This window comes from Stenotrophomonas sp. STEN031 (assembly GCF_056759975.1).
Window position 1 is genome coordinate 12,803 of the sequence record NZ_JBRREA010000026.1, and the last position, 22,832, is coordinate 35,634.

Consider the following 22,832-nt stretch of genomic DNA (forward strand, 5'->3'; position numbering starts at 1 on the left):
AGCCGCGAAGCTGGATTTACTGGAACCCTCGATGCATATGCAACCTGATGGTGTCCCTGCTTCGCGGCTGACGCCGCTCCCACAAACAGCTGACCGGCTCGCCGTCACCAATGCACTGCGCGCTTACTTCAAGCGCACTGTCCACTCCACTTCAAGCTTGGCCTCGGCGTCGAACAGGCGACTGATCTGCACCCAGCTCGCGGCCGGATACTTGCCATCGGCAAAGAAGGTCTTGCGCTCAGGAATCGCCTTGATCAAGCCATCCATGTCGGTGGTGAACACCGTCTCCTTCACCACCTGGCTGCTGTCCGCATCGAATTGCTGCAGGATCTTCGTCAGCTTGCCGTAGCAATCGCGCACCGCAGCCTGCATTTCCGCACCACGGCAGGGGACGCCGGAAACATGCAGCGTGTCGCCATCACGCACCATGCCGGTGTAGCCGATATCGGTTTCCCAACTACCCTGTTGATGCCGCTCCAATGGCACCTCCCTGGCGTGGGCGTAGGAACTGCAGAGCAGGCCAAACATCACGAACGCACAAGCACGCATCGAAAATCCTTTTGAGTCGTTATAGAAGGAAGAACTGCGGTTTCCTGATCGCGCACGTTGAATTGTGCGACATGTAAAGTGGCCCCTTCCCCTCCAACCCCTCTCCGGGCAGGGAAGAGGGGCGTTGAAGGCAAGGCGGGCCGACGCTTCCAATGACCTTTGGGTCGACTGACCTCTTAACCTGCCAAGGCCTGCTCGTGCACACCGGCCACGGCGCGACCGGATGGATCGGCCATGCTGGCGAAACTGGCGTCCCATGCAATTGCCGCCGGCGAAGAGCAGGCAATCGACTTGCCGCCCGGCACCGTTTCCGAGGCCGCGTGGCTGGGGAAGAACTGCTCGAACACGTGGCGGTAGTAGTACGCTTCCTTGGTCTGCGGCGGGTTGTACGGGAAGCGCTTGTCGGCGGCGGCCAGCACGCGGTCGCTGACCTGTGACTCGGCGTGCGCCTTCAAACCGTCGATCCAGCCATAGCCGACGCCATCGCTGAACTGCTCCTTCTGCCGCCACAGGATTTCCTTGGGCAGGTAGCCTTCAAAGGCTTCGCGCAGCACGGCCTTCTCGATGCGGCCGCTGGCCTTGTCGACCATCTTGTGGCGCGCATCCATCTTCATCGCCACATCCAGGAACTCGCGATCCAGGAACGGTACGCGCGGCTCCACGCCCCAGGCCATCATCGACTTGTTCGCGCGCAGGCAATCGTAGTTGTTCAGCGCATCGAGCTTGCGCACCAGCTCCTCGTGGAACTCACGCGCGTTCGGTGCCTTGTGGAAGTACAGGTAGCCACCGAAGATCTCGTCACTGCCCTCACCGGACAGCACCATCTTCACGCCCATTGCCTTGATCCGTCGCGCCAACAGGAACATCGGCGTGGAGGCACGGATGGTGGTGACGTCGTAAGTCTCGACGTGACGGATCACTTCCGGCACCGCATCCAGGCCTTCCTCGAAGGTGTACTCGAAGCCGTGGTGCACGGTGCCCAGCATTTCCGCCGCCACCTTGGCCGCGGCCAGGTCGGGTGAACCCTTCAGGCCAATGGCGAAGCTGTGCAGGCGCGGCCACCAGGCCTCGCTCTGACCGCCATCTTCGATGCGGTTGCGCGCATAGCGCGCCGCAACCGCGGCGACCAGCGAGGAATCCAGGCCACCGGACAGCAGCACGCCATACGGCACGTCGGTCATCAGCTGGCGGTGCACGGCGCGCTCGAAGGCCTCGCGCAGTTCGGTCAACGACACATCCACACCTTCCACCGCGTCGTAATCCCGCCACGGACGCTCGTAGTACTTGCTCAGCGTATCGGTGCTGCTGTCATACCAATGGCCGGGCGGGAACTGCGCCACGTCGGCACAGGTATCTGCCAGCGCCTTCATTTCCGAGGCCACGCACAGCCGGCCCTGCTTGTCGTGGCCCCAGTACAGCGGCACCACGCCGATAGGATCGCGGGCGATGATCACGCGCTGCTTTGCGCGGTCCCACAGCGCGAAGGCGAAGATGCCGTTGAGCCTGTTCAAGTAGGACGCCGGCTCGTCCTCACGGTACAGCGCGTTGATCACTTCGCAGTCCGAGCCGGTCTGGAAGGCGTAGGGCTGGGTGAGCTCCTTCTTCAGCTCCTGGTGGTTGTAGATCTCACCGTTCACCGCCAGCGCGAGCTGGCCGTCATCGGATAGCAACGGCTGCGAGCCACCGGCCGGGTCGACGATGGCCAGCCGCTCGTGCACCAGGATGGCGCCGTCGTCCACGTAGACGCCGCTCCAGTCCGGGCCGCGATGCCGTTGGCGCTGGGATTGTTCAAGCGCCTGCCGACGCAGCGCCTGCAGGTCGTCACCGGGTTGCAGGCCAAAAATGCCGAAGATGGAACACATGGGAAAGCTCCTGGGTTGTGTGGGGACAAACATTGGAAGCAACGGCTTGAAGACCTGCAGCCGCTCGGTGTTCCCGCCCGGCCACAAAAAAACCCGCATCGGCCGATGCGGGTTTTCTGGTGTCCTGAGCGTGTTGCCTGTTCTAGCTCTGGTCGCAGTCCCGCAGTGGCCGCGCACGATTATTCGCGCGCAGATTATTGCGGTTGTTATTGTTGACGGCGGTGGCCGGGAACGAGGACATGGCGCCGACGTTATCCCGGTATTGGCGACGGCGCAACTGTTGCTTTGGCAACCGATTCAGCGGCCGGGCCGGCGCACTCCGCGATAATCGCCCGCCACCTTGCCCGGACCTGCTGGATGCCCCGTCCCACACCCCGTGTGCTGCTGTACGCCCTGCCCCTGTTCATCCTGCTCGGTTGCGCGACACCCCCCAACACCCGCCCGCCCAGCGACAGCGAGCGCGATGCGCTGTCCGCAGCCGCCGATGGCCAGTTCGATTCGGCCCTGCGGGTCGCCAGGATGTACCAGGCCTGGAACGACCCGCGTGCGTTGGAATGGTACGCACGCGCAGCGTCGACAACGCCGCGCACCCACCGCAGCACCGCCGCCGCGGAGCAACTGGGCAGGATCCTTGAGCGCGGCCGCCTGGACAGCAGTGACGAACCGCAGAAGCCCGAGGACGTTCGCTTCAAGCCATCGCCACGCAAGGCACTGCGCTGGTACCAGAGTGCCGCCTACCACGGCTCGCCGTATGCCATGTCCGATCTTGCACGCTGGTACGAACGCCAGGGCGACATGGCAGGCGCACTGCGCTGGCGCCTGCGCTCGGCGGTGTACATGCGTGAGTTGTACAAGCTGGACGCACTGCGCAAGGCAACCCATGCCTCAACCGAAGCTGCGCGCGTTGTCCCCGACCAGCCCTCCGCCAATGCGACCATCGCCCGCATCCAGCGGCGTGCTGCGCGTGGCGACGCCGAGGCCCAGGTCGACCTTGGCGCCTTGCACGAAGCAGGCATCGGCATGCCCACGGATATGCGCGAGGCACTGCACTGGTATCAGCGCGCCGGCGAACAGGGCAATGTCTACGGCCAGTACTTCAGCGGCTTGGCGCTCGGTCGCGGCAGCAAAACCCTGCCGAAAGATGAGACGGCAGCGGCGGCATGGTTCGCGCGTGCCCAGGCGCAGGAGTTCTATCTGGCCGAGGAGTCGTACTGGCGTCGGGCCATCGCGCCGCCGTTCTTCATCTTCGAATAGATTGAGCAGGTCTGTACACACAACGCCCGCCGCAACAAGACTGCATCAACAGAGCGATGTCGCGCAGAATGATGCGCAAGCACCTGCAGAGTTGGACATGACGAATACCCCGGTCTTCCACGAAGAAACCATCGACCGCGCGCGCATGCAGCAGATCATCCGCGCGCATCCGCGGGCAGCGGTGTTCGAATCGTGCACGTTGGACGAAGGCGATTTCTCGCGCCTGGACATGGACGGTTTCCAGTTCAAGCAATGCTCGCTGAACAAGGCAAATTGGCTCGCCGCATCATTGGAGGAGAGCCGATGGCAGAAATGCCGTGGCAGCCACTGCGACTTCAGTTCAGCACAGCTCAGCGATTCGCGCTTCGATCACTGTGACCTCAACAACAGCTTCTGGCGACGCGCCACGCTGTCGTCGGTGCAGTTCAAGGACTGCAAGCTGACCGGCGCCCACCTGCAGGAAGTCAGCGGCTGGGCACTGGAATTCCGCGACTGCCTGCTGGTCAGCGCCGACCTGCGCGGCATGTCATTCCGCAAGGCACAGCTGGAAGGCATGGATTTCTCCGATGCCGATCTGTCCGGCTGCGACTTCCGCGACGCGGTGTTCAGCGGCGGCAGCCTGCGCAACGCACAGACCCGCCTCACCCGCTTCGAAGGTGCCGACCTGCGCGATACCGACATCAGCGGACTCAACGTGATGGACAGCAAGCACTTCAAGAAAGCGGTGATCTCGCAGCGGCAGGCTGCGGCGGCGCTGGCGGCGTTCGGGTTGATTGTTGCTTGACGCAGACGTGGCCTGCTACGCCCCTGCTTGCAGGCTGGCAACATCCACCCGATTCCGCCCTTCGCGCTTGACCCTATATAACGCCATATCCGCGCACCGCACCAGCGCCATCGGATCGTCCTTGATCAGCGGCGTGCAGACCGCAACGCCGACGCTGATCGTCACCCGCTGCCCCGCCGCACCAGTGACCTGCTCCACCGCGCTGCGCAGGCGCTCGCCACGCGCCAGCGCCATCGGTTCATCGCAGTCCGGCAGGATAAGCACGAACTCCTCGCCACCGTAGCGTGCGACCAGCTCTTCGGCCCCCGTCACCTGCGCGGCCAATGTCTGCGCGACGCGGCGTAACTGCAGGTCGCCGAGATGATGGCCGTGGGTGTCGTTGAACTGCTTGAAATGGTCCACATCGATCATCATCACCGCCAACGGCTCCTGCCGTTCCGCGCAGCGCTGCCACGCACGCGGGAGGGTTTTCTCCATCGCATGCCGGTTGGCGATACCGGTCAGCCCGTCGGTGACAGCCAGGGCCGAGAGACGGGAGTTGGCGCTTTGCAGCTCGGCCGTGCGTTCGTTGATCTTCTTCTCGAGCAGACGATTCTGTGCGTTGATGGCGCGGGTGCGCAGACCAACCACCCCTACCACGAACACCAGTCCCGCCAGACCAAAAGCCAGCCGAACCCATGGGCGCTGGTACCAGAATGGCGCGACCTGCAGCGGGTAACTCATTGCCTCGGTCGGCGTGCCACCCAGCACCCGGGCCTGCAACTGGAAGGTGTAGGCACCGGCCGGCAAGCGCTGATAGGTCAACTCGCGCCCTGCTGCCCAGGGCGACCAATCATCGTGATAGCCCGGCATGCGATAGCGAAACTCAACCTCCGGCTCCATGCTCTGTACACCGAAGCGCAATGCCAGGCCGGCACCGGCCGGCAAGCGTGGCACTGCCCGCGGTGCCAGTGACAGCAGTACCGGCGGGTGATTCGGACCTTGCAGTTCGATGCGATCCAGCCGTGCCCGCGGCGGTGTTGCAAGGTGTTCGGCGGCCGCAGGGTCCAGCTGCAGGACGCTGTCGCGGGTGACCACGCGCAGCTGTCCATCGCCGTGCAGCGCAACCGTCATGAAACCAGGTACGCGGCTATCGCTGACCTGCTGCAACTGGAACGCGTCCGTCCCGGGCTTGCGCCACCACAACTGCCTTGCCGTCCATGCAAAGCTTCCCTTCGCGTTATCTTCTCCTTCCAGCTCCATCGGTGCCTGCAGCCCTGCCAACACGGGCAAGGCGCCGGCAACGAACTGCTCCCCCTGCAGCCGATGCACTTGCGCACCCGAGATCGCGTACAGCACGCCCCCGCTGCGGAACAGACGGGTACCCTGCCCCGCCACCACAGGCAAGCCCTGGGCGAACCCGAAGCGCTGCTCCGCCAGCAACCGACCGTCATCCAACGCGAAGCGCCAGCGGCGCGCGCCGCCGCCCGGATCGCCAGCCCATATCTCGCCTGCGGCAACTTCGTACAAGCCGGAAACCGCGTTCTGGCCTGTATTCCATTGCGCCTGCAGCTGCCAGCGCCCCTCGCGCTGGCCGAGTACGATGACCCGGCTGCGGCTGACGGCGAACATACGGCGCGCGTCAAACGCCGAGGGCAGCAGCCTGCTGACGCTGTCTCCCAGCTTTGCCGGCAACAATCGCCGCGGTTGCGTCTGCCCCGGGTCCAACACTGCCAACCCATAGCGGTCACCGATCAGCAGCCCGGCGGAGGTGCCTTCCAGTGCGAAGGTTTCCAGGTCGCGGCGTGGCCACTGCAGTTGCGAGAACACAGGTGTCCCTGTCATGGAGGACTGCGTACGCCACACGCCCATGCTCGCCACCCACAGGCGGCCGTCATACCAGGTGCTGTCGAAGATGCGACCACGCAGCCCATGCAGGCGCCCATAGCGCGTCCATGGCAGCGACCAGCGCAACCGCGCGATGCCGCTCTCGCCGGCTATCCACACCGCACCATCACGATCCTCCACAAGATCATGCATCTCACCTGCACAGGCGGCAAAACTGTCGAGCAGCTTCAGTTCAGGCGAAAAACGCATGATGGTGCCGTCGAAGCTACCCACCGCAAAACCACCATCGGCCAAGGCAATGCCGGTATACGGCTCATGCAGACCGAACGCGGCAGTGGCCTCGGTATCGAGCTTGCGCAGGCCGTTGCCGTCACTGAAATGGAAACCGTCGGCAGCGGCGAACAACAGCCCACCACGATAGGGCCACGCTGCGGGCACGCGCAGCGTGGCCAGTGGTTCCATGCCCTCGACCAGCGCCATCGCAGCCCTGCCCACCCGGTACAGGCCTTCACCCGGAACCCGGAAATAGACCTCGTCACCCGCCACCAACGGGCGCGTACGCGCGCCGGCGGGGAGTTGCAGGCGGGTGGTGCTGCCGTTCTTTTCCAGTACGAACAGCGCACCGGCGCTCACCGCGTGTATGCCACGCGCGGTCTCCCCCAACGAAAACACCTCGATCGGCCCCTGCACCAGTCCGGCAGCGGACAGGCGTGGCAGCAGGTTGATGAATCGATGGGTACCATCGGCCTGCCGCAGCAGCTGCCCAAACATGCCCGCACCCGCGACATGGAGGCTGCCATCGCGCGCCAGCATGATCGAGTACACCGGTGCCTCGCCCGCCGCCTCCAGCAGCTCCCATACACCGCTGCGGAAGATCATCACCCCTTCGCCACTGGCCGCGTACAGGTTGCCAGTGCGGTCGACGACCACGCCGGGATAGGTCGGTGCGGCCGGCAACTGGCTCGCCCCGAACTGCCGCAGCAATGGCAGGCCATGCAGCGTGGCAGTGGCGTGCGCGAACGGCAGCGCGCACACCAGCACAAGGGCCATCAGCCCAATTCGGAACCCCATTTGAACCCTGTCCATCTCGCCCCCCCGGCAAGATTGTGCACCCGCACCGTAACAGTTCAGTCCAGCAGTTTTTCTATCAGTTTCCGGTACAGGTCAGGCAGCGCTTCCAGGTCGGCGACGCGTACGTTTTCATCGACCTGGTGGATGCTGGCATTCACCGGACCCACCTCGATGCATTGCGCGCCCAAGGGTGCGATGAAGCGGGCGTCGGAGGTTCCACCGCCGGTGCTTTCTTCCGGTGCCGCGCCGGCAAACCCGGCCAGCACCTCGCGCGCGACACTGCGCAGGCGCCCTTCCGGGGTGTAGAACGGCTCGCCGCTGCGGTGCCACTGCAGGTCGTAGTCCAGGTCGTGACGGTCCAACAGCGCGCCGATCTCGGTTTCCAGCATGTCCGCATTCCAATGCGGGTTGTAGCGCAGGTTGAACATCACCTGCAGTTCGCCCGGGATCACATTGTTGGCACCGGTGCCGGCGTTGATGTTCGAGATCTGCAAGCTGGTGGACGGGAAGCTTTCATAGCCGTCGTCCCAATGCCGGGCAGTCAGCTCAGCCAACGCCGGTGCGGCCAGATGGATGGGGTTCTTGGCCTTGTCCGGATAGGCGACATGGCCCTGCACGCCCTTGATGCGCAGCTTGGCCGAGAGGCTGCCACGGCGGCCGACGCGCAGCAGGTCACCGAGTTTGGCGGTGGACGACGGCTCGCCGGTAATGCACCAGTCGATACCCTGCCCGCGCTCGACGAAGAGCTTGGCAACGTGGCGGACGCCATCGATGGCGTCACCTTCCTCGTCGCTGGTCAGCAGCACCGCCAGCGTGCCCGGGTGGTCCGGGTGCGCGGCAACAAACTGCTCGGCGGCCACCACGAAGGCAGCAACGCTGCCCTTCATGTCGGCAGTGCCGCGCCCATACAGGACGCCGCCGCGCACCTCCGGCTTGAATGGGTCACTGCTCCAGGCCTCGACCGGCCCGGTCGGCACCACGTCGGTGTGGCCGAGCAGCACCAGTACCGGTGCGCCGTTGCCGTGGGTGGCCCAGAGGTTGTCGACTTCGCCCAGGCGCAGGTGCTCGCAGTTGAAACCGGCGGCGTTGAGACGGCCTGCGATCAGTCGCTGGCAGCCTGCGTCTTCCGGGGTTACCGAGGGGCGGGCGACCAGGTCGCAGGTCAGGGCTAGTACGTCGTTCATTGCGGCCTTCTTTGATCGGTGGCTTCGCGGCTCACGCCGCTCCCACAATTGTTGGAGGGCGGATCAGGCGATGTTGAAGCGGGCCTTGAAGCCGTTGTCGCTGAAACCCTGGCTCAGCGTGCCATCGTCGGTGATGACCAGCGGACGCTTGATCAGCTGCGGGTATTCGCGCAGCAGCAGCTTCCACTCGGCATCGGACTCGGGCGACTTGCGGTTGTCCGGCAGCTGCCGCCAGGTGGTCGAGGATTTGTTGATCATCGCCGCGAAGCCGCCGGCCTTGCCGGCCCATTCCAGCAGCGTTTCCGGGCTGGGCTTGTTGTCGCGGTAATCGACAAAGGTGTAGGCGACATTGAAGCGGTCCAGCCACTTGGTGGCTTTCTTGCAGGTGTCGCAGTTTTTCAATCCGTAGATCGTGGTCATGGTTCAAAACTCGCGCTGATGTAGCCCCTCTCCCTTCGGGAGAGGGGTTGGGGTGAGGGTTAGGGCGAAGCCTCTTGCGAATCACACCGCAGGCGACGGCCTTACCCTCATCCGCCCCTTCGGGGCACCTTCCCCCAAAAAGGGGGCTGCAGTCCCGCAGGGAGAAGGAGTAACTTAATCCGCCAACCCGCGCAGCAGGTCGTTGACGCTGGTCTTGCTGCGGGTCTTGGCGTCCACCTGCTTGACGATCACCGCGCAGTACAGCGAATGCGTGCCGTCCTTGGACGGCAGCGAGCCGCTGACCACCACGCTGTACGGCGGCACATAGCCGTAGGTCACCTCGCCGGTGGCACGGTTGTAGATGCGGGTGCTCTGGCTCAGGAACACGCCCATGCCGATCACGCTGTGGTGGCCGACGACCACGCCTTCCACCACTTCCGAACGCGCGCCGATGAAGCAATGGTCCTCGATGATGGTCGGGCTGGCCTGCAACGGCTCCAGCACGCCACCGATGCCGGCACCACCGGACAGGTGGCAATGCTTGCCGATCTGCGCGCAGGAACCCACCGTGGCCCAGGTATCGACCATCGTGCCTTCACCGACGTGTGCGCCAATATTGGTGAAGCTCGGCATCAGCACCACGTCCTTGCCGAAATGCGTGCCACGGCGGGCAATCGCACCGGGTACCACGCGCACACCGGCGGCGCGGAACGCGGGCTCGTCATAGCCTTCGAAGCGCGACTCGACCTTGTCCCAGAACGGTGCCGGGGCGCCGTCCATCACCGCCATGTCATTGACACGGAAGTACAACAGCACGGCCTTCTTCAACCACTCGTTGACCTTCCAACCGCCGTTGCCATCCGGCTCGGCAACGCGGAACTCACCCGACTCGAGGCCGTCGATCACGCGGTTGACCAGCGCGCGGGTCGAACCTTCGATCTCGTCCATGGTCAGCATGGTGCGGCGCTCGAAGGCGCTCTCAATACTGAACTTCAACTCGGCAACGCCCGGTGCCGGCGGCTTGCGCAGGCTGCGCGGGCCTACCGAAGGCGTGACCGGCTTGGTCGACTTCGGCTTGGCAGCAGCAACCTTCCTGACCGGCACCTTGACCGCCTTCGCAACAGGCTTGGCGACCGGTTTGGTCGTTGCTGCGGCCTTTTTCTTCGGCGCAGCGGCCTTGCTCGGCGCGGCCTTTGCAGGCGCAGCCTTCTTGGCGGTCGTCTTGGTCACGGTCTTCTTGGTTGCGGGCTTGCTTGCCATCAGTGGGGGTCTCCTGGCTTGTTGTCGGGATCCAGGCAGGCAAGCAATGCATCACGCAAGGCCTGCATGGAGGTTTCGGTAAGGGGGTGATCGTGGCGATCGGTAAGCTGGAACTGATCCTCGGCGCGCTCACCGAAGGTCGCGATGCGCGCGTCCTGCACGCGCAGGCGCTGGTCGCGCAGCACATGCGCGACATCGGCGAGCAGGCCAGGACGATCCGGCGCCACCAGGTTCAACACGGTGCGGTCCTGATGGCTGGAGTCGAGGAACTCGATGCGCGGAGCGAAGCGGAAATGCTTGAGCTGGCGCGGCATCACCCGTCGCGACGGGCGCAGGACCAGGATATTACCGGCCAGCGCCTTGCGCAGCGCGGCCTCCAGCCGTGCGGCATCACCATCGGCGAAACTGCCTGCCGGGGTGACTTCGAAGGTGTCGAAAATGGTGTCGCCAGGGCCGTCCAGCACGCGTGCGCGGTGAATGCCATAACCGGCACGATCAAGCGTCATCACGATGGCGGCGAACATGCCATCGCGGTCCGGTGAATGCACGAAGACTTCCAGCGCATCGCTCTCGGGCGTAATACGCCGCACCTTGACCAAGGTGCCGCCCTTGTGGATTTCCACCAGCGACGCAGCCTGCCATACCAGCTGCTCGGGACGGAAACGCACGAAGCTTTCGTCGGGCATGGCTGCAAACTGGCGATCGATCACCACGTCGTCATGGCCGAGCAAGCGCATCTGTTCGCGCACGTTGTCGCGTGCTTCCTGCACCCGCTCCGCCTCCGGCAGGGGATGTTCCAAACCCTCGCGCAGCGCGCGGCGGGTGGCGAAATACAGGTCGGCCAGCAGGCGGTCCTTCCATGCATTCCACATCTTGGGGCTGGTGCCGGCGATATCGGCGCAGGTCAGCAGATAAAGATAATCAAGGCGATCACGGTCACCCACCAGGCCGGCAAAACGGTGGATCACCTCCGGATCGGTGATGTCCTGCTTCTGCGCAGTCACCGACATGCGCAGATGCTGTTCCACCAACCACGCAACCAGTTCGGTATCCGAGCTGCTCAAGCCATGCAGGCTGCAGAACTCACGCGCGTCCACCGCGCCCAGTTCCGAGTGGTCGCCACCACGCCCCTTGGCGATGTCATGGAACAGGCCAGCCAGCAACAGCAGCTCGGGCTTGCGCAGGCGCGGCCAGACTTCGTGGGCGATGGAAAAACGTTCGTCGGCGCGGCCGCTGGCAAACAAGGCCATGTTCCGCAGCACCATCAAGGTGTGCTGGTCCACCGTATAGACATGGAACAGGTCGAACTGCATGCGTCCGGACACGGCCGCGAATGCCGGTATCCATTGGCCAAGCACGCCCAGGCGCGCCATCCGCGCCAGCGTATCGACCGCACGCGGGCCGCGCAGCAAGGCCATGAACTGCTCACGCACCGCCTCGTCCACCGCGGTGTAGGCAGGGATTTCATCCAGCATCTCGGCCAGGCCGCGCGCGGTCATCGAGTGCAGGCCGCGCACGTCGGCGGTACGGGCCCAGCAGGCGAACAAGGCAAAGATGCTGCGGATGTCGCCGTGCGGCCACAGCGGATCGTCGGCGGACAGATAGCCGCGCCGCAGTGAGAAACCCTGGCCCACCGGCAGCGGCGTGGCTTCGCCGTCAAACTGTTCCTCAAACCGCTGCAGCAGGCGGTCGCTGATGCGGCGGATGACCGTCGCACTGCGATAAAAGCCCTGCATCATCTTTTCCACGCCCAGGCTCTCGGCGTCGTCACCGAAGCCCATGCGCGCGGCCAGGGTCTTCTGGTAATCGAAACGCAGGCGTTCTTCCGGGCGCTGTGCAACCAGATGCAGGCCATAGCGCAGCCGCACCAGTACCTGGCGTTCGCGCTTCAGCGCAGCAGCCTCGTCCAGCCCAAGATGGCCCAGCCCGACCAGCGCATCGATATTGCTGACGCCGAAGGCGCGCAGCGCCATCCAGCCCAGCGTATTGAGATCGCGCAGGCCGCCCGGGCCGTCCTTGATGTCCGGCTCGAGGTTGTCGGCGGTATCACCAAAACGCTGGTGGCGTGCAAGCAGTTCCTCGCGCTTGGCCAGGAAGTACTCACGCGGCGGCCATACCAGGCTCGGTGCAATTGCCCGTGCAAGGCCGTGCTGGGCAGTGGCATCGGCGACAAGCGCACGCGCTTCGATCAAGGCGGTCAGCACGGTCTGGTCGGCGGCAGCGTGCACGCATTGTGTCGCCGAGCGCACCGCGTGGCTGGCCGGCAAGCCGGCATCCCAAAGCAGTGCGAACAAACGTGCCAGTGCGGCTTCGTGGCGGTGCTGTACATCGGTTTCGGCCAGCACCAGCAGGTCGATGTCCGAACGTGGGAACAGTTCGCCACGACCGTAGCCGCCAACCGCGAACAATGCCAGCCCGGCACCGGCGGGAATGCAGCGGTGCCAGGCATCGATGATCAGTTGATCAACCGCGCGGGTGCGCAGGCCGGGCAGGCGCTCGACATTGTCGGTCTGCTCGAAGCGTTTGCCCAAGCGGGCATCGGTATGGGCAAGTGACTGCCGTGCATCGGCAGCCCATTGCGCGTCACCGGCAGGATCTGCCGGCGTGTCCAGAATCGGGCCCGCCGGCAGTGAGGTCATGCCTGCGCGGATTCCGCCGGCGACAACGTCAGTACCTCAACGCCATCCTCGGTCACCACAATGGTGTGTTCCCACTGCGCCGACAGCTTGCGGTCCTTGGTCACCACGGTCCAGCCATCCGGCAGTACCTTGGTGTAGCGGGTGCCTTCGTTGATCATCGGCTCGATGGTGAAGGTCATGCCCGCCTTCAGCACCAGGCCTTGACCCGGGCGCCCGTAATGCAGCACCTGCGGTTCGTCGTGGTAGACCTTGCCGATGCCGTGGCCGCAATACTCGCGCACCACGCTGAAGCGCTCAGCTTCGGCGAATTCCTGGATCGCGTGACCCACATCGCCCAGGGTCGCGCCCGGCTTGACTGCACGGATGCCGCGCCACATCGCTTCCTTGGTGGTTTCCACCAGGCGCTTGGCCATCACCGAGGGCGTGCCGACGTAATACATGCGGCTGGTATCGCCGTGCCAGCCATCCTTGATGACGGTCACGTCGATATTGATGATGTCGCCATCCTTGAGCACCTTGGCTTCACTGGGAATGCCGTGGCAGATGACATTGTTGACCGAGGTGCACACGGTCTTGGGGAACCCGCGGTAGCCCACATTGGCCGGGATGGTGCCCTGCACATTGATGATGTGGTCGTTGCAGATGCGGTCCAGCTCTTCGGTGGTGACACCGGGCTTGACGTGCGGGGTGATGATGTCGAGCACCTCAGCCGCCAGACGGCCGGCGATGCGCATCTTCTCGATTTCTTCGGGGGTTTTCAGTTGGATTGCCATCTGTCGATTATCCCCCATTTGGGTTATTTCGCTAAGTATTTCACATTAATGAACCCGGAATCGCCCCTGCCCCAGCGCACTTGGCGCATCAGCGCCCTTTCGCAGATGAACTTCAGCCTGGCGGCCGGACTATCCCTCCCAAGCGAGCAGACAACGATGTTGCAACTGCGGTGCACCCAGGATGTCGCCAGGCAGGTCACCCTGGATGAGGGCCTGCACGCGCAGGCGGCAAATCGCTTCATGGCCATGGGCGCCGAACGCATCGGCTATGAGCTGTACAGCGACCCCGGCCATTCCAGCCGCTGGGGCAACACCCAGAATACCGCCGTCAGCGGCACCGGCACCGGCGACATGCAGACCCTGACGGTCTACGGCCAGGTACCCGCACAGACCAGTCCCCCGCCCGGCAACTACCAAGACACCATCACGGTGACATTGACGTACTGACTGAAGACGAAGCGGCCGCCAGTACCTGCTCCGTCGCAGGAGCCAACCTGCATCACGGTGAGTACCGGGCGTTTGCACCAGACGGCCGCCTGCGGCAGCAAACTCTTCCCAACCTGCCCAGCCGGGCTCGTCCACCGAAGGTTTTGACTGAAACCAGCAATATCGCCTGTTCAGCTCGATCAATCACTTTAAACCCGCGTCATTCCCATAACAGCGTGTTTAGCTTTGCCCGCCAGCCGATGCCATGCCTCACCACCTCACGCATTGGCTCAACAAACGGGAGTATCGACATGCACGCGCACAACCTCCTCGTCGCTTCACTCAGTCTCGCCGTTGTTGCCGTCACCGGCCTTGCAGCGGCGGCCACCCAGACTGCGCAATTCCAGGTCCGCATCGTCATCACCGAGTCCTGTGACATCCAGGCCGCAGCTGCCAGTGACCTCGACTTCGGTACCCTGGCCCGCGCCACCGGCGCCCCGGCCGACACCCAGGGCAGCCTGGAAGTGACCTGCAGCAGCGGCACGCCCTACACCATCGGCATGAACCCCGGCGCCAACGCCACCAGCACCACCGCAGCGGCCGACAACCGGCGCATGAGCGATGGCAACAACAACTTCATCGCCTATGGCCTGTATCGCGATGCCGGCCGCCAGGATTTCTGGGGCGAGGTCGTCGGAACCGACACCTTGGCCGGCGTCGGCACGGCCAGCGTACAGAGCATCCCCGTCTATGGCCGCGTGCCCTCCACCGATGCCCCTGCCGGCAGCTACAGCGACACCGTCGTCGCCACGGTCACCTATTGAGCACGGCAGCGATGCGCGCCTCCTGCGATCGCCGGCCGGGAAGCAAGGCCAACCATCGCCACAGGCTGCTGCTGGCCACACTGCTTGCCTGTGCATTCGGCTGCCCCGCCGGCAACCTGCAGGTTGCGCCGATCGTATTGGAATTCACTGAAAAACAGCAGGCGAACGCACTATGGCTGCAGAACAATGCAGACCACCCGATAAACGCACAGATCCGGGTCCAGCAATGGTCTCAAACCACGGCAAGCGACCAACTGGAACCCTCGCAGGCGCTGCGCGCCAGCCCGGCCATCATCCAGATCCCGCCCGGCCAGCGGCAGCTCGTCCGCATCGTACGACCGATGCCCATGGCGACGGCGCCCCTCCAGCACGAGCAGGCCTACCGGGTATGGGTGGATGAGTTGCCGCAAATCGACGGACCGCAGCCTGCAGGCCTGCAGTTCCTGCTGCGCTATTCGATACCGGTGTTTGTGTTGCCCGACGGCGCGCAACCACGCGAACAGATCGTCAAAGCGCCAGTGGACACAAGCGCCTTGCAGGCCAGCTGGCAGGTATTGGCAAACGCGCTGATCCTGGACGTGCGCAACACCGGCAACCAGCGCGTACGCCTGAGTGAGCTCGGCTGGGTCGCGGACAAGGGAACCATCACCCCTTTGCAACGCGGCCTGCTCGGCTACGTGCTGGCCGGCCAGCGCATGCAGTGGAAACTGCCATTGGCCACGCGACTCCCTGTAACAGGCCACCTGCAGGCCAGGCTGAACGATGCCCCCGTCGCGCAGATTCTGCCCTCTGCTACTCACTAATGCGGCCCTGCTTGCCGCAGGTATTTCACCGTCAACGCCGGCGTACCCACTCAGTTTGTCCGAAGCAGGCGGCGATGCCACGTTCCAAGCCCAGGAGCTGCATCTGGAAGTCCATATCAACCAGGACCCCGCTGCCTCGTTGGCCCGTTTCAGCCTGCGTGGGCAAACCCTGTCCGCCAGTGCCCAGACCTTGCGCGAACTTGGCCTCAGGCTCCCCGCTGGAATTGCCGCCAAGTCCCCCGAGATCGCGCTGGAGCAGCTGAGCGGCGTGCGCGTTGACTATGACGCCCGCAACCAACGCCTGGACCTGGAGGTGCCGGTGCAGATGCTGGACCGGCCAACCACCTATCTGCGCGCAGGCCCTGAGCGCAGTGCCGCAGCGGTGAGCGATACCAGCCCCGGCCTGCTGTTGAACTACGACCTGCATGCCCAACAACTGCAGGGCGACCGCGATATCGACGGCTTCCTGGAGCTGCGCCTGTTCGGACTGGGGTCCGGCACCTGGAGCAGCAGTCAGAACACCCGCCTGGCCAGCGACCGCACCGGTCAGCATGCCACCAGCACCCGCCTCGACAGCCGCTGGCAGCTGGATCTTCCGGATCGGATGCTGAGCCTGAGCCTGGGTGACCAGCTCAGCGGAGCGCTCAGCTGGTCGCGCAGCGCGCGCTTCGCTGGGCTGCATATCGCACGCGATTTCAGCCTGCAACCCTACCGGGTCACCACCCCCTTATCGTCGTTCGCAGGCGAGGCGGTGCTGCCTTCCACCGTCGACCTGTACATCAACGGCGTGCGCCAGGCCAGCCAGCGCGTGGCGCCCGGACGTTTTCAACTCGATGCAATGCCCGCACTCAATGGCATTGGGCAGGCGCAGCTGCGGGTGACCGACATCAACGGACACAGCAGCGCGCTGGAATTTCCGCTCTACGGAGCGCCCGAGCTGCTGCAGCCAGGCTTGTCGGATTGGTCACTGGATATCGGCGTTCTGCGCCGCGATTACGGCATACGTTCCTTCGCCTATGACCATCGGCCGCTGGCCAGCGCCAGCCTGCGTCATGGCCTGGGTGAGCGGCTGACCCTGGAAGCCCATGCCGAGGTTGCGCAGGACCTGCAGCTGGGCGGCCTCGGCGCAGTCGCCCTGCTGGGGCACCGCGGCGGCATGCTCAACGCCTCGTTCAGCGGCAGCCAAGCGGCCGGACTTCATGGCAGCCAGCGCAGCCTCGGCTACCAATGGAACGCACCCGGCTTCAGCGTTTCGGCCAGCACCCAGCGCCGCAGCCAGCATTTTGTTGATGCACCGGCATATTTGCGCCAGGCAACACTGCCGCTGCGCACGGATCGGTTCTTTGTCGGCTTCGGCAATGTGCACAGCGGTCAATTCAGCCTCAACTACATCAGCCAGCACTATCCCGGCAATCCAGACACCCGCCTGGCCGGTGGCGGATGGTCACGGAGCCTGCCGGGGCAGGCCTGGATCAGCTTGCAGTTCAATCACGATCTGGGCGAGCGCGGCATGGACAATGTCTATCTGTACATTTCCGCGCCGCTTGACCGCCACACCCAGCTCAGCAGCGCGCTACGCCATGCTGATGACGGCAATGGGATGACGCTGGAAGCCAACCACAGCCCAGCAGTGGACAACGACGGTTGGGGCTGGCGTGCGCAGACCAGCACTGGCACCGGTGCGCAATCCAGCGCCCATCTGGAAATCAGCCATCTCGACGAACAAGGCCGCTGGAGCCTCGGCCTTGACCACGTCAGTGACATCGGCACCCTGGCCTATGCGAACAGCGCCGGCAGCCTGGCCTGGTTCGGCAGCGGACTGCACAGGCTGCGCCGCGCCGATGATGCCTTCGCCCTGGTTTCAACCAGTGGCGTGCCCGGCGTACCCATCCGCCTACAGAACCAACGCGTCGGCAGCACCGATGCACGCGGCGAACTGCTGGTAGCGCCATTGCACGCTTGGCAACGCAACCTGCTCAGCATCGACCCGCTTGCGCTGCCCGCAGACATGCAGATCGACGCCGTCGAGCAACAGGTAGTGCCGGCCGCGCGCAGCGGCGTGCGCGCGACATTTCGCCTGCAGCCCAGCAAGCCATTGAGCGTACAGATCCTTGGGCTGGACAAACGCTGGCTCCCCGCCGGTACCCAGGCCGAGATCGAAAGCCAGGGCCGCATCGTCACCCGCACGGTGATCGGCCATGACGGCCAGTTGTACCTGGACAACGCACCGGCCGAAGCACGCCTGCGGGTCCGCCAGGACGGCCGCGAATGCCGGCTTCCCCTGCCCGATCCGGGCAAGCCGCCCGCCGCCCCACTCGCCCTGGAGCCTGCGCAATGCCAACCCTGAGATCCGGCCTTCGGCAAGGTAAAGGCATCCTGCGCAAGCTGCTGCTTGCGCTGCTGCTCTGGGCGTCCCTGCCAGCCAGTGCACAGCAATCCTGCCGCGTGCTGAGTTCAACGCCACTGGACTTCGGCACGGTCTCCAACGCCGGCGACAACACTGCCTCGTCCACGCTGACCGTCAGCTGCCAAGGCCTGCCCGGGGTGCCGGTGCAGGTAACGGTATGCGCCTTCATCGACGAGGGCATCCCGCCCGGCATTGCCCCGCGCCGCCTGGACAACGGCGTCAACGCATTGATGAACTACGACCTCTATGCCAATGCCGCACGCAACCAACTTATCGGCTCGCTTACCAGCGGCCACCCCATCCTTTACAGCATCCTGTCCATCCCCCTGACCGGCACGACGCAGATCAACCTCACCGCCTACGGCCGTATCCCGCCAGGACAGAACCTGCCAGCGGCCTATCTCTATGAAGGCTTCCCCGGCCCGGGACTGCTGCGCTATTCCTTTGCTGCCCCATTTGGAGGCGCGCCTTCCCCGGAAAACTGCCGTGACGGGGTAGCCCCCGTATTTGGCAGCGCCGGCCAGAGCAGTTTCAACTTTGGCCCGGTCCAGGCCCGCGCCACCGCCAACTGCGTGCTCAACCTGGCCAGCGACCTCGATTTCGGCACGGTCACCCGGCTGGACACCAGCCGCGAGGCCAGCTCGACGATCCAGTTGCGCTGCGCCATCGATACCGACTGGTCGGTCACCCTCAGCAATGGGCTGAATGCGCTCAACGGGCAGCGGCGGATGGCTTCCAACGGCAATTACCTGCCCTATGGGCTGTACCGGGACCCCGCGCTGCTGATCCCCTGGGGCGATACCCTGCCCAACGCCGCGGCCGATACCGGCGATAATGAGGACATCTCGCTGACGGTCTACGGCCAGGTGCTGGCCCAGCCGGACGCGGCAGCCGGGCCCTACAGCGACACCATCACCGTCACCCTGACCTACTGACCGGATCGTCTGCATTTGCGGCCAGTCCAGCCTGCCGCTATACTCGACGGGCTTTGCTTGGACCTGGTCCCGGCAGAACACGCTGACACCGGGCGTCACCGGTGAATCCTCACCTGTCGCCCCCATCCGTGCCGGGGTGCCCTGTCAAACAGGGTTCGGCCACGGAGGCAACAGGGAAGCCCAACCCCGGAACTGTTTGCGCACCCTCAATCAGGCGTCGCGCATCGCTGCAGGCCACAACAAACCGGCCTTGCACGGTGTCAGTTCCACCATCAGGAGTTTTGCAATGCCCCAGATCACCATGCGTCAGATGTTGGAAGCCGGCGTCCACTTCGGCCACCAGACCCGTTACTGGAACCCGAAGATGGGCCAGTACATCTTTGGCGCCCGCGGCAAGATCCACATCATCAACCTGGAAAAGACCGTCCCGCTGTTCAACGATGCGATGAACTTCATCTCGTCGGTTGCCCAGAAGCGCGGCACCATCCTGTTCCTGGGCACCAAGCGCAGCGCGCGCGAAGCCATCAAGGAAGAAGCCGAGCGTTGCGGCATGCCGTTCATGAACCAGCGCTGGCTGGGCGGCACCCTGACCAACTTCGCCACCGTGAAGAAGTCGGTTGCCCGCCTGAAGGAACTGGAAGCCGGTGAAACCGACGGCACCTTCGACAAGCTGGTCAAGCACGAAGTGCTGGGCCTGCGCCGCGAGCGCGACAAGCTGGAAGCCTCGCTGGGCGGCATCAAGGAAATGAACCGCCTGCCGGACGCCATCTTCGTCATCGACATCGGCCACGAAGACATCGCCATCAAGGAAGCCAAGAAGCTCGGCATCCCGGTGATCGCCGTGGTTGACACCAACTACAACCCGGAACTGGTCGATTACGCCATCCCGGGCAACGACGACGCCATCCGCGCCGTGCAGCTGTACGCTCGCGCCGCTGCCGACGCCGTGCTGGAAGGCAAGGCTGCCGCTCCGAACGCCGCCAGCGTGCGCGAGGAAGAGTTCGCCGAAGCCGCTGCCGAAGAGGCCAAGCCGGCCCGTCGCGCTCCGGCCAAGAAGGCTGGTGCCAAGAAGGGTGACGAGGCTTCGGCCTGATCCCCCTGGCGGGTGCAGCCACTGCACCCGCTCCCTGCGCGGGCGCCGATGGCGCCGATCGCTGACAGGGCTGCGTAACAACGGCCGGCCATCATGGCCGGCCTACCCCTTTCTATTGATGAGGTAATTCCATGGAAATCACTGCTTCCCTGGTCAAGGAACTGCGCGAGCGCACCGGCGCCGGCATGATGGAGTGCAAGAAGGCTCTGTCCGAGACCAACGGCGACATCGACGCAGCGGCGGAAGCCCTGCGCAAGTCCGGCGCTGCCAAGGCCGACAAGAAGGCCGACCGCGTCACCGCCGAAGGCCGCGTGGGCGTTGCCAGCAATGGCGGCAAGGCCGTGCTGGTCGAAGTGAACTCGGAAACCGACTTCGTTGCCAACGACGTCAACTTCAAGGCGTTCGTCGACGCCGTCGCCGCTGCCGCCCTGGCTTCGGGCGCTGCCGACGTTGAAGCCCTGAAGGCCGTCAAGCTGGCCAGCGGCGAAACCGTTGAAGAAACCCGCGCCACCGCGATCCAGAAGCTGGGTGAAAACATCCAGATCCGTCGCCTGGTCAAGATCGACGGCAACAACACCGTCGGCACCTACGTGCACAGCAACGGCAAGATCGGCGTGCTGGTCGAACTGGCCGGCGGCAACGCCGAACTGGCTTCGGGCCTGGCCATGCACGTGGCCGCGATGAACCCGCCGCACAACAAGGCTGCCGACGTTCCGGCCGACTTCGTTGCAAAGGAAAAGGAAATCGAGCTGGCCAAGATGACCGACAAGGACAAGGCCAAGCCGGCTGACATCCTGGAGAAGATCATCAGCGGCAAGATCAACAAGATCATCAGCGAAGTGACCCTGTACGGCCAGAGCTACGTACTGGACAACGACAAGACCGTCGAGCAGGCCGTCAAGGCCGCTGGCGGCGACGTCGTCGGCTTCCAGCGCCTGGCTGTCGGCGAAGGCATCGAGAAGGTGGTGGAAGACTACGCCGCCGAAGTTGCCAAGGCGATGCAGGTCTAAGTACCCGCTGCCTGTTGTAGCTGAAAAAGCCGCGGATTTCCGCGGCTTTTTCTTTGCCGCAAGGCGGCTTCGACACCGCACCAGCGGCACCAGACCGCAACAACCCGTCTTTGCTTTAGGCATCCTGTATGCTTGGACCACTGCCGCCTGCTTCTTCGACATGTCTCCCGAGCTCACTGCAGCCCTGTCCCTCTGCCGCAACCTGCCCTCGCCACCGGCCATCGCTGTCCGTTTGATCGAGCTTGCGCAGGACCCGGAAACCGACATCGCCAGCGCCGCTGACGTCATCGCACTGGATATGGGCCTGAGCGCACGCATGATGCGCATCGCCAATTCCCCGCTGTACGCCAGCCGTCGCCGCATCGAGAATCTCGGCCAGGCATTGACCATGCTCGGTCTCAACGCCACCTTGCAACTGGCCCTGGGATTCAGCCTGTCGCGCGCCCTGCGCGACGACCAGAACCATGCAAACCAACTGGATGCGGTATGGCGTCGCAGCATCCTCAGCGCACTGGGCGCACGCTACCTGGGCCTGGCGCGCAATGTGCGCCGCGTGGAAGAGCTGATGCTGGCCGGGTTGTTGCAGGACATCGGCATTCTCGCCCTGCTGCAACTGCGCAGTGACAGCTACCCGGACCTGCTTGCCAGCGCCGACAGCAACGACGAACTGCTGGTCCGCGAACGCACCATCCTCGACTGCAGCCATGCCGACGTCGGCGCCGAACTATGCGAGCAATGGGGCCTGCCGCACTACCTGGTGGAAGCGGTCCGCCACAGCGAGGCCCCGGCCGAGCCAAGCGACCTGTTCGAACGCTGCGTCGCCCTCTCCGGAAGCATCGCCGAGATCTGGCTCAGCCAGGACACCGACCAGGCCCGCGACAATGCATTGCGCCTGGTGCATGCGCAGCTGCAGATGGACAGCAGCCAGTTCGAGCAGGTACTGCAGCAGGTCAGCCAGATGCTGCCCGAGATCAGTGCCTTGTTCGACGTCCCGGTACCCTCCCCGGCCCGCATCACCTACCTGCTGGATCACGCCAGCGAGCTGATGGCATTGCGCAACCTGCGCGAGCTGCAGGATGCCAGCGCCTCGAAGCGACGCGCCGACGACTTCGAGCAACAGGCACGCCGGCTGACCGAGCAAGCCCACCTGGACGCCTTGACCGGGCTATTGAATCGCCGCCAGCTGGAAGTGGTGCTGGCCCAGGAATTCGACCGCGCCGCCCGCGCCGACCGGCCGTTGTCGGTGGCATTCATCGACCTGGATGACTTCAAGAAGATCAATGACCAGCACGGCCACCTGGTCGGCGACCAGGTGCTGCAGGCCTTTGCCAGCCAGTTGCAGGGGCAGCTGCGTGGTAGCGACACCGTGGCCCGCTTTGGCGGCGAGGAATTCGTGGTGCTGTTCCCGGGCACCAACGAGCAGACCGCACTGGAAGTGATACGCCGCGTGCTGGGTGCCATCACCCGGACCCCGATCGTCACCGTCGCCGACATGCCGTTGCACGTGACCTTCTCGGCCGGCGTGGCCACCCATGGCGCCTATGAGCGTTTCACCGACATGCGTGACCTGCTCAAGGCGGCCGACGACGTGCTCTACCGCTCCAAGAACCTGGGCCGCAACCGGGTCATCGCCCGCGCGCCGGATCCCCACCCCACCGCCTGCTGAACCAGATTGCGATTGACCGGCATTTTGTCGTTGCGCTGCAACAAT

General features: G+C 64.6%; 19 protein-coding genes. 11 read left to right on the forward strand and 8 right to left on the reverse strand.

The features are described from left to right. Positions 1–123 precede the first annotated feature (123 nt). Positions 124–549 (reverse strand): RidA family protein, encoded by a 426-nt coding sequence (locus tag ACVOLQ_RS12850; protein ID WP_481528272.1) that lies wholly within the window; start codon positions 547–549, stop codon positions 124–126. A gap of 176 nt (positions 550–725) precedes the next feature. Beyond that, positions 726–2,411, reverse strand: coding sequence for an asparagine synthase B (asnB, locus tag ACVOLQ_RS12855; protein ID WP_481528273.1), 1,686 nt, complete (start codon positions 2,409–2,411; stop codon positions 726–728). Positions 2,412–2,457: 46 nt separating this feature from the next. Between asnB and ACVOLQ_RS12860 the strand changes: the two genes are divergently transcribed. The 3 genes from ACVOLQ_RS12860 (at position 2,458) to ACVOLQ_RS12870 (ending at position 4,449) form a co-directional block, all read left to right on the forward strand. Beyond that, on the forward strand, positions 2,458–2,739 hold the full coding sequence (locus tag ACVOLQ_RS12860) for a hypothetical protein (protein WP_481528274.1): 282 nt from the start codon (positions 2,458–2,460) through the stop codon (positions 2,737–2,739). 29 nt (positions 2,740–2,768) lie between these two features. Then, complete coding sequence (locus ACVOLQ_RS12865; RefSeq protein WP_481528275.1) at positions 2,769–3,665, forward strand: tetratricopeptide repeat protein; 897 nt, start codon at positions 2,769–2,771, stop codon at positions 3,663–3,665. Between the two features lie 97 nt (positions 3,666–3,762). After that, positions 3,763–4,449 carry a pentapeptide repeat-containing protein gene (locus ACVOLQ_RS12870; RefSeq protein ID WP_481528276.1) on the forward strand — a complete coding sequence of 229 codons (687 nt, stop codon included), beginning with the start codon at positions 3,763–3,765 and terminating at the stop codon, positions 4,447–4,449. A 15-nt stretch (positions 4,450–4,464) separates the two neighbouring features. Here the strand turns inward: ACVOLQ_RS12870 and ACVOLQ_RS12875 are convergent, their stop codons facing one another. The 6 genes from ACVOLQ_RS12875 to map form a co-directional block, all read right to left on the reverse strand. Then, on the reverse strand, positions 4,465–7,326 hold the full coding sequence (locus ACVOLQ_RS12875) for a GGDEF domain-containing protein (protein ID WP_481528277.1): 2,862 nt from the start codon (positions 7,324–7,326) through the stop codon (positions 4,465–4,467). A 77-nt stretch (positions 7,327–7,403) separates the two neighbouring features. Beyond that, complete coding sequence (gene dapE / locus ACVOLQ_RS12880; RefSeq protein ID WP_481528278.1) at positions 7,404–8,531, reverse strand: succinyl-diaminopimelate desuccinylase; 1,128 nt, start codon at positions 8,529–8,531, stop codon at positions 7,404–7,406. A gap of 63 nt (positions 8,532–8,594) precedes the next feature. Beyond that, complete coding sequence (locus ACVOLQ_RS12885; RefSeq protein ID WP_313272720.1) at positions 8,595–8,951, reverse strand: Spx/MgsR family RNA polymerase-binding regulatory protein; 357 nt, start codon at positions 8,949–8,951, stop codon at positions 8,595–8,597. A gap of 174 nt (positions 8,952–9,125) precedes the next feature. Beyond that, positions 9,126–10,211, reverse strand: a complete 1,086-nt coding sequence (dapD, locus tag ACVOLQ_RS12890) for a 2,3,4,5-tetrahydropyridine-2,6-dicarboxylate N-succinyltransferase (RefSeq protein WP_313494733.1) — start codon at positions 10,209–10,211, stop codon at positions 9,126–9,128. Beyond that, positions 10,211–12,826 (reverse strand): [protein-PII] uridylyltransferase, encoded by a 2,616-nt coding sequence (locus tag ACVOLQ_RS12895; protein ID WP_481528300.1) that lies wholly within the window; start codon positions 12,824–12,826, stop codon positions 10,211–10,213. The genes dapD and ACVOLQ_RS12895 overlap by 1 nt, the downstream gene beginning before the upstream one ends. Before the next feature lie 20 nt (positions 12,827–12,846). Continuing rightward, complete coding sequence (map, locus tag ACVOLQ_RS12900) at positions 12,847–13,623, reverse strand: type I methionyl aminopeptidase (RefSeq protein ID WP_313169361.1); 777 nt, start codon at positions 13,621–13,623, stop codon at positions 12,847–12,849. A gap of 105 nt (positions 13,624–13,728) precedes the next feature. On the opposite strand from map, the gene ACVOLQ_RS12905 reads away from it, so the two are divergent. The 8 genes from ACVOLQ_RS12905 (at position 13,729) to ACVOLQ_RS12940 (ending at position 22,787) form a co-directional block, all read left to right on the forward strand. Next, a complete protein-coding gene (locus ACVOLQ_RS12905; RefSeq protein WP_481528301.1) occupies positions 13,729–14,070 on the forward strand; it encodes a Csu type fimbrial protein in 342 nt (113 codons plus the stop codon). A gap of 290 nt (positions 14,071–14,360) precedes the next feature. After that, complete coding sequence (locus ACVOLQ_RS12910) at positions 14,361–14,873, forward strand: Csu type fimbrial protein (RefSeq protein ID WP_481528279.1); 513 nt, start codon at positions 14,361–14,363, stop codon at positions 14,871–14,873. A gap of 11 nt (positions 14,874–14,884) precedes the next feature. Continuing rightward, a complete protein-coding gene (locus ACVOLQ_RS12915; protein WP_481528280.1) occupies positions 14,885–15,676 on the forward strand; it encodes a fimbrial biogenesis chaperone in 792 nt (263 codons plus the stop codon). Positions 15,677–15,731: 55 nt separating this feature from the next. Then, positions 15,732–18,023 carry a fimbria/pilus outer membrane usher protein gene (locus tag ACVOLQ_RS12920; RefSeq protein ID WP_481528281.1) on the forward strand — a complete coding sequence of 764 codons (2,292 nt, stop codon included), beginning with the start codon at positions 15,732–15,734 and terminating at the stop codon, positions 18,021–18,023. Continuing rightward, complete coding sequence (locus ACVOLQ_RS12925) at positions 18,011–19,018, forward strand: Csu type fimbrial protein (protein ID WP_481528282.1); 1,008 nt, start codon at positions 18,011–18,013, stop codon at positions 19,016–19,018. The genes ACVOLQ_RS12920 and ACVOLQ_RS12925 overlap by 13 nt, the downstream gene beginning before the upstream one ends. A gap of 286 nt (positions 19,019–19,304) precedes the next feature. Then, the gene (gene rpsB, locus ACVOLQ_RS12930; protein WP_313169349.1) at positions 19,305–20,111 is read left to right on the forward strand and encodes a 30S ribosomal protein S2; all 807 of its coding nucleotides are present in this window, start codon (positions 19,305–19,307) and stop codon (positions 20,109–20,111) included. 131 nt (positions 20,112–20,242) lie between these two features. After that, entirely contained in the window at positions 20,243–21,121 is an 879-nt protein-coding gene (gene tsf / locus ACVOLQ_RS12935) for a translation elongation factor Ts (RefSeq protein ID WP_313169348.1), read from the forward strand. Positions 21,122–21,281: 160 nt separating this feature from the next. Beyond that, positions 21,282–22,787, forward strand: a complete 1,506-nt coding sequence (locus ACVOLQ_RS12940) for an HDOD domain-containing protein (protein WP_313169346.1) — start codon at positions 21,282–21,284, stop codon at positions 22,785–22,787. Positions 22,788–22,832 lie beyond the last annotated feature (45 nt).

Bases quoted from the DNA above. Each gene is read 5' to 3' on its own strand.
- rpsB (WP_313169349.1), top strand. From the start codon at position 19,305: ATGCCCCAGATCACCATGCGTCAGATGTTGGAAGCCGGCGTCCACTTC.
- ACVOLQ_RS12870 (WP_481528276.1), top strand. From the start codon at position 3,763: ATGACGAATACCCCGGTCTTCCACGAAGAAACCATCGACCGCGCGCGC.
- dapD (WP_313494733.1), bottom strand. From the start codon at position 10,211: ATGGCAAGCAAGCCCGCAACCAAGAAGACCGTGACCAAGACGACCGCC.
- ACVOLQ_RS12885 (WP_313272720.1), bottom strand. From the start codon at position 8,951: ATGACCACGATCTACGGATTGAAAAACTGCGACACCTGCAAGAAAGCC.
- tsf (WP_313169348.1), top strand. From the start codon at position 20,243: ATGGAAATCACTGCTTCCCTGGTCAAGGAACTGCGCGAGCGCACCGGC.
- ACVOLQ_RS12910 (WP_481528279.1), top strand. From the start codon at position 14,361: ATGCACGCGCACAACCTCCTCGTCGCTTCACTCAGTCTCGCCGTTGTT.
- ACVOLQ_RS12865 (WP_481528275.1), top strand. From the start codon at position 2,769: ATGCCCCGTCCCACACCCCGTGTGCTGCTGTACGCCCTGCCCCTGTTC.
- asnB (WP_481528273.1), bottom strand. From the start codon at position 2,411: ATGTGTTCCATCTTCGGCATTTTTGGCCTGCAACCCGGTGACGACCTG.
- ACVOLQ_RS12925 (WP_481528282.1), top strand. From the start codon at position 18,011: ATGCCAACCCTGAGATCCGGCCTTCGGCAAGGTAAAGGCATCCTGCGC.
- ACVOLQ_RS12875 (WP_481528277.1), bottom strand. From the start codon at position 7,326: ATGGCCCTTGTGCTGGTGTGCGCGCTGCCGTTCGCGCACGCCACTGCC.
- ACVOLQ_RS12850 (WP_481528272.1), bottom strand. From the start codon at position 549: ATGCGTGCTTGTGCGTTCGTGATGTTTGGCCTGCTCTGCAGTTCCTAC.
- ACVOLQ_RS12905 (WP_481528301.1), top strand. From the start codon at position 13,729: ATGAACTTCAGCCTGGCGGCCGGACTATCCCTCCCAAGCGAGCAGACA.
- dapE (WP_481528278.1), bottom strand. From the start codon at position 8,531: ATGAACGACGTACTAGCCCTGACCTGCGACCTGGTCGCCCGCCCCTCG.
- ACVOLQ_RS12915 (WP_481528280.1), top strand. From the start codon at position 14,885: ATGCGCGCCTCCTGCGATCGCCGGCCGGGAAGCAAGGCCAACCATCGC.
- ACVOLQ_RS12940 (WP_313169346.1), top strand. From the start codon at position 21,282: ATGTCTCCCGAGCTCACTGCAGCCCTGTCCCTCTGCCGCAACCTGCCC.
- map (WP_313169361.1), bottom strand. From the start codon at position 13,623: ATGGCAATCCAACTGAAAACCCCCGAAGAAATCGAGAAGATGCGCATC.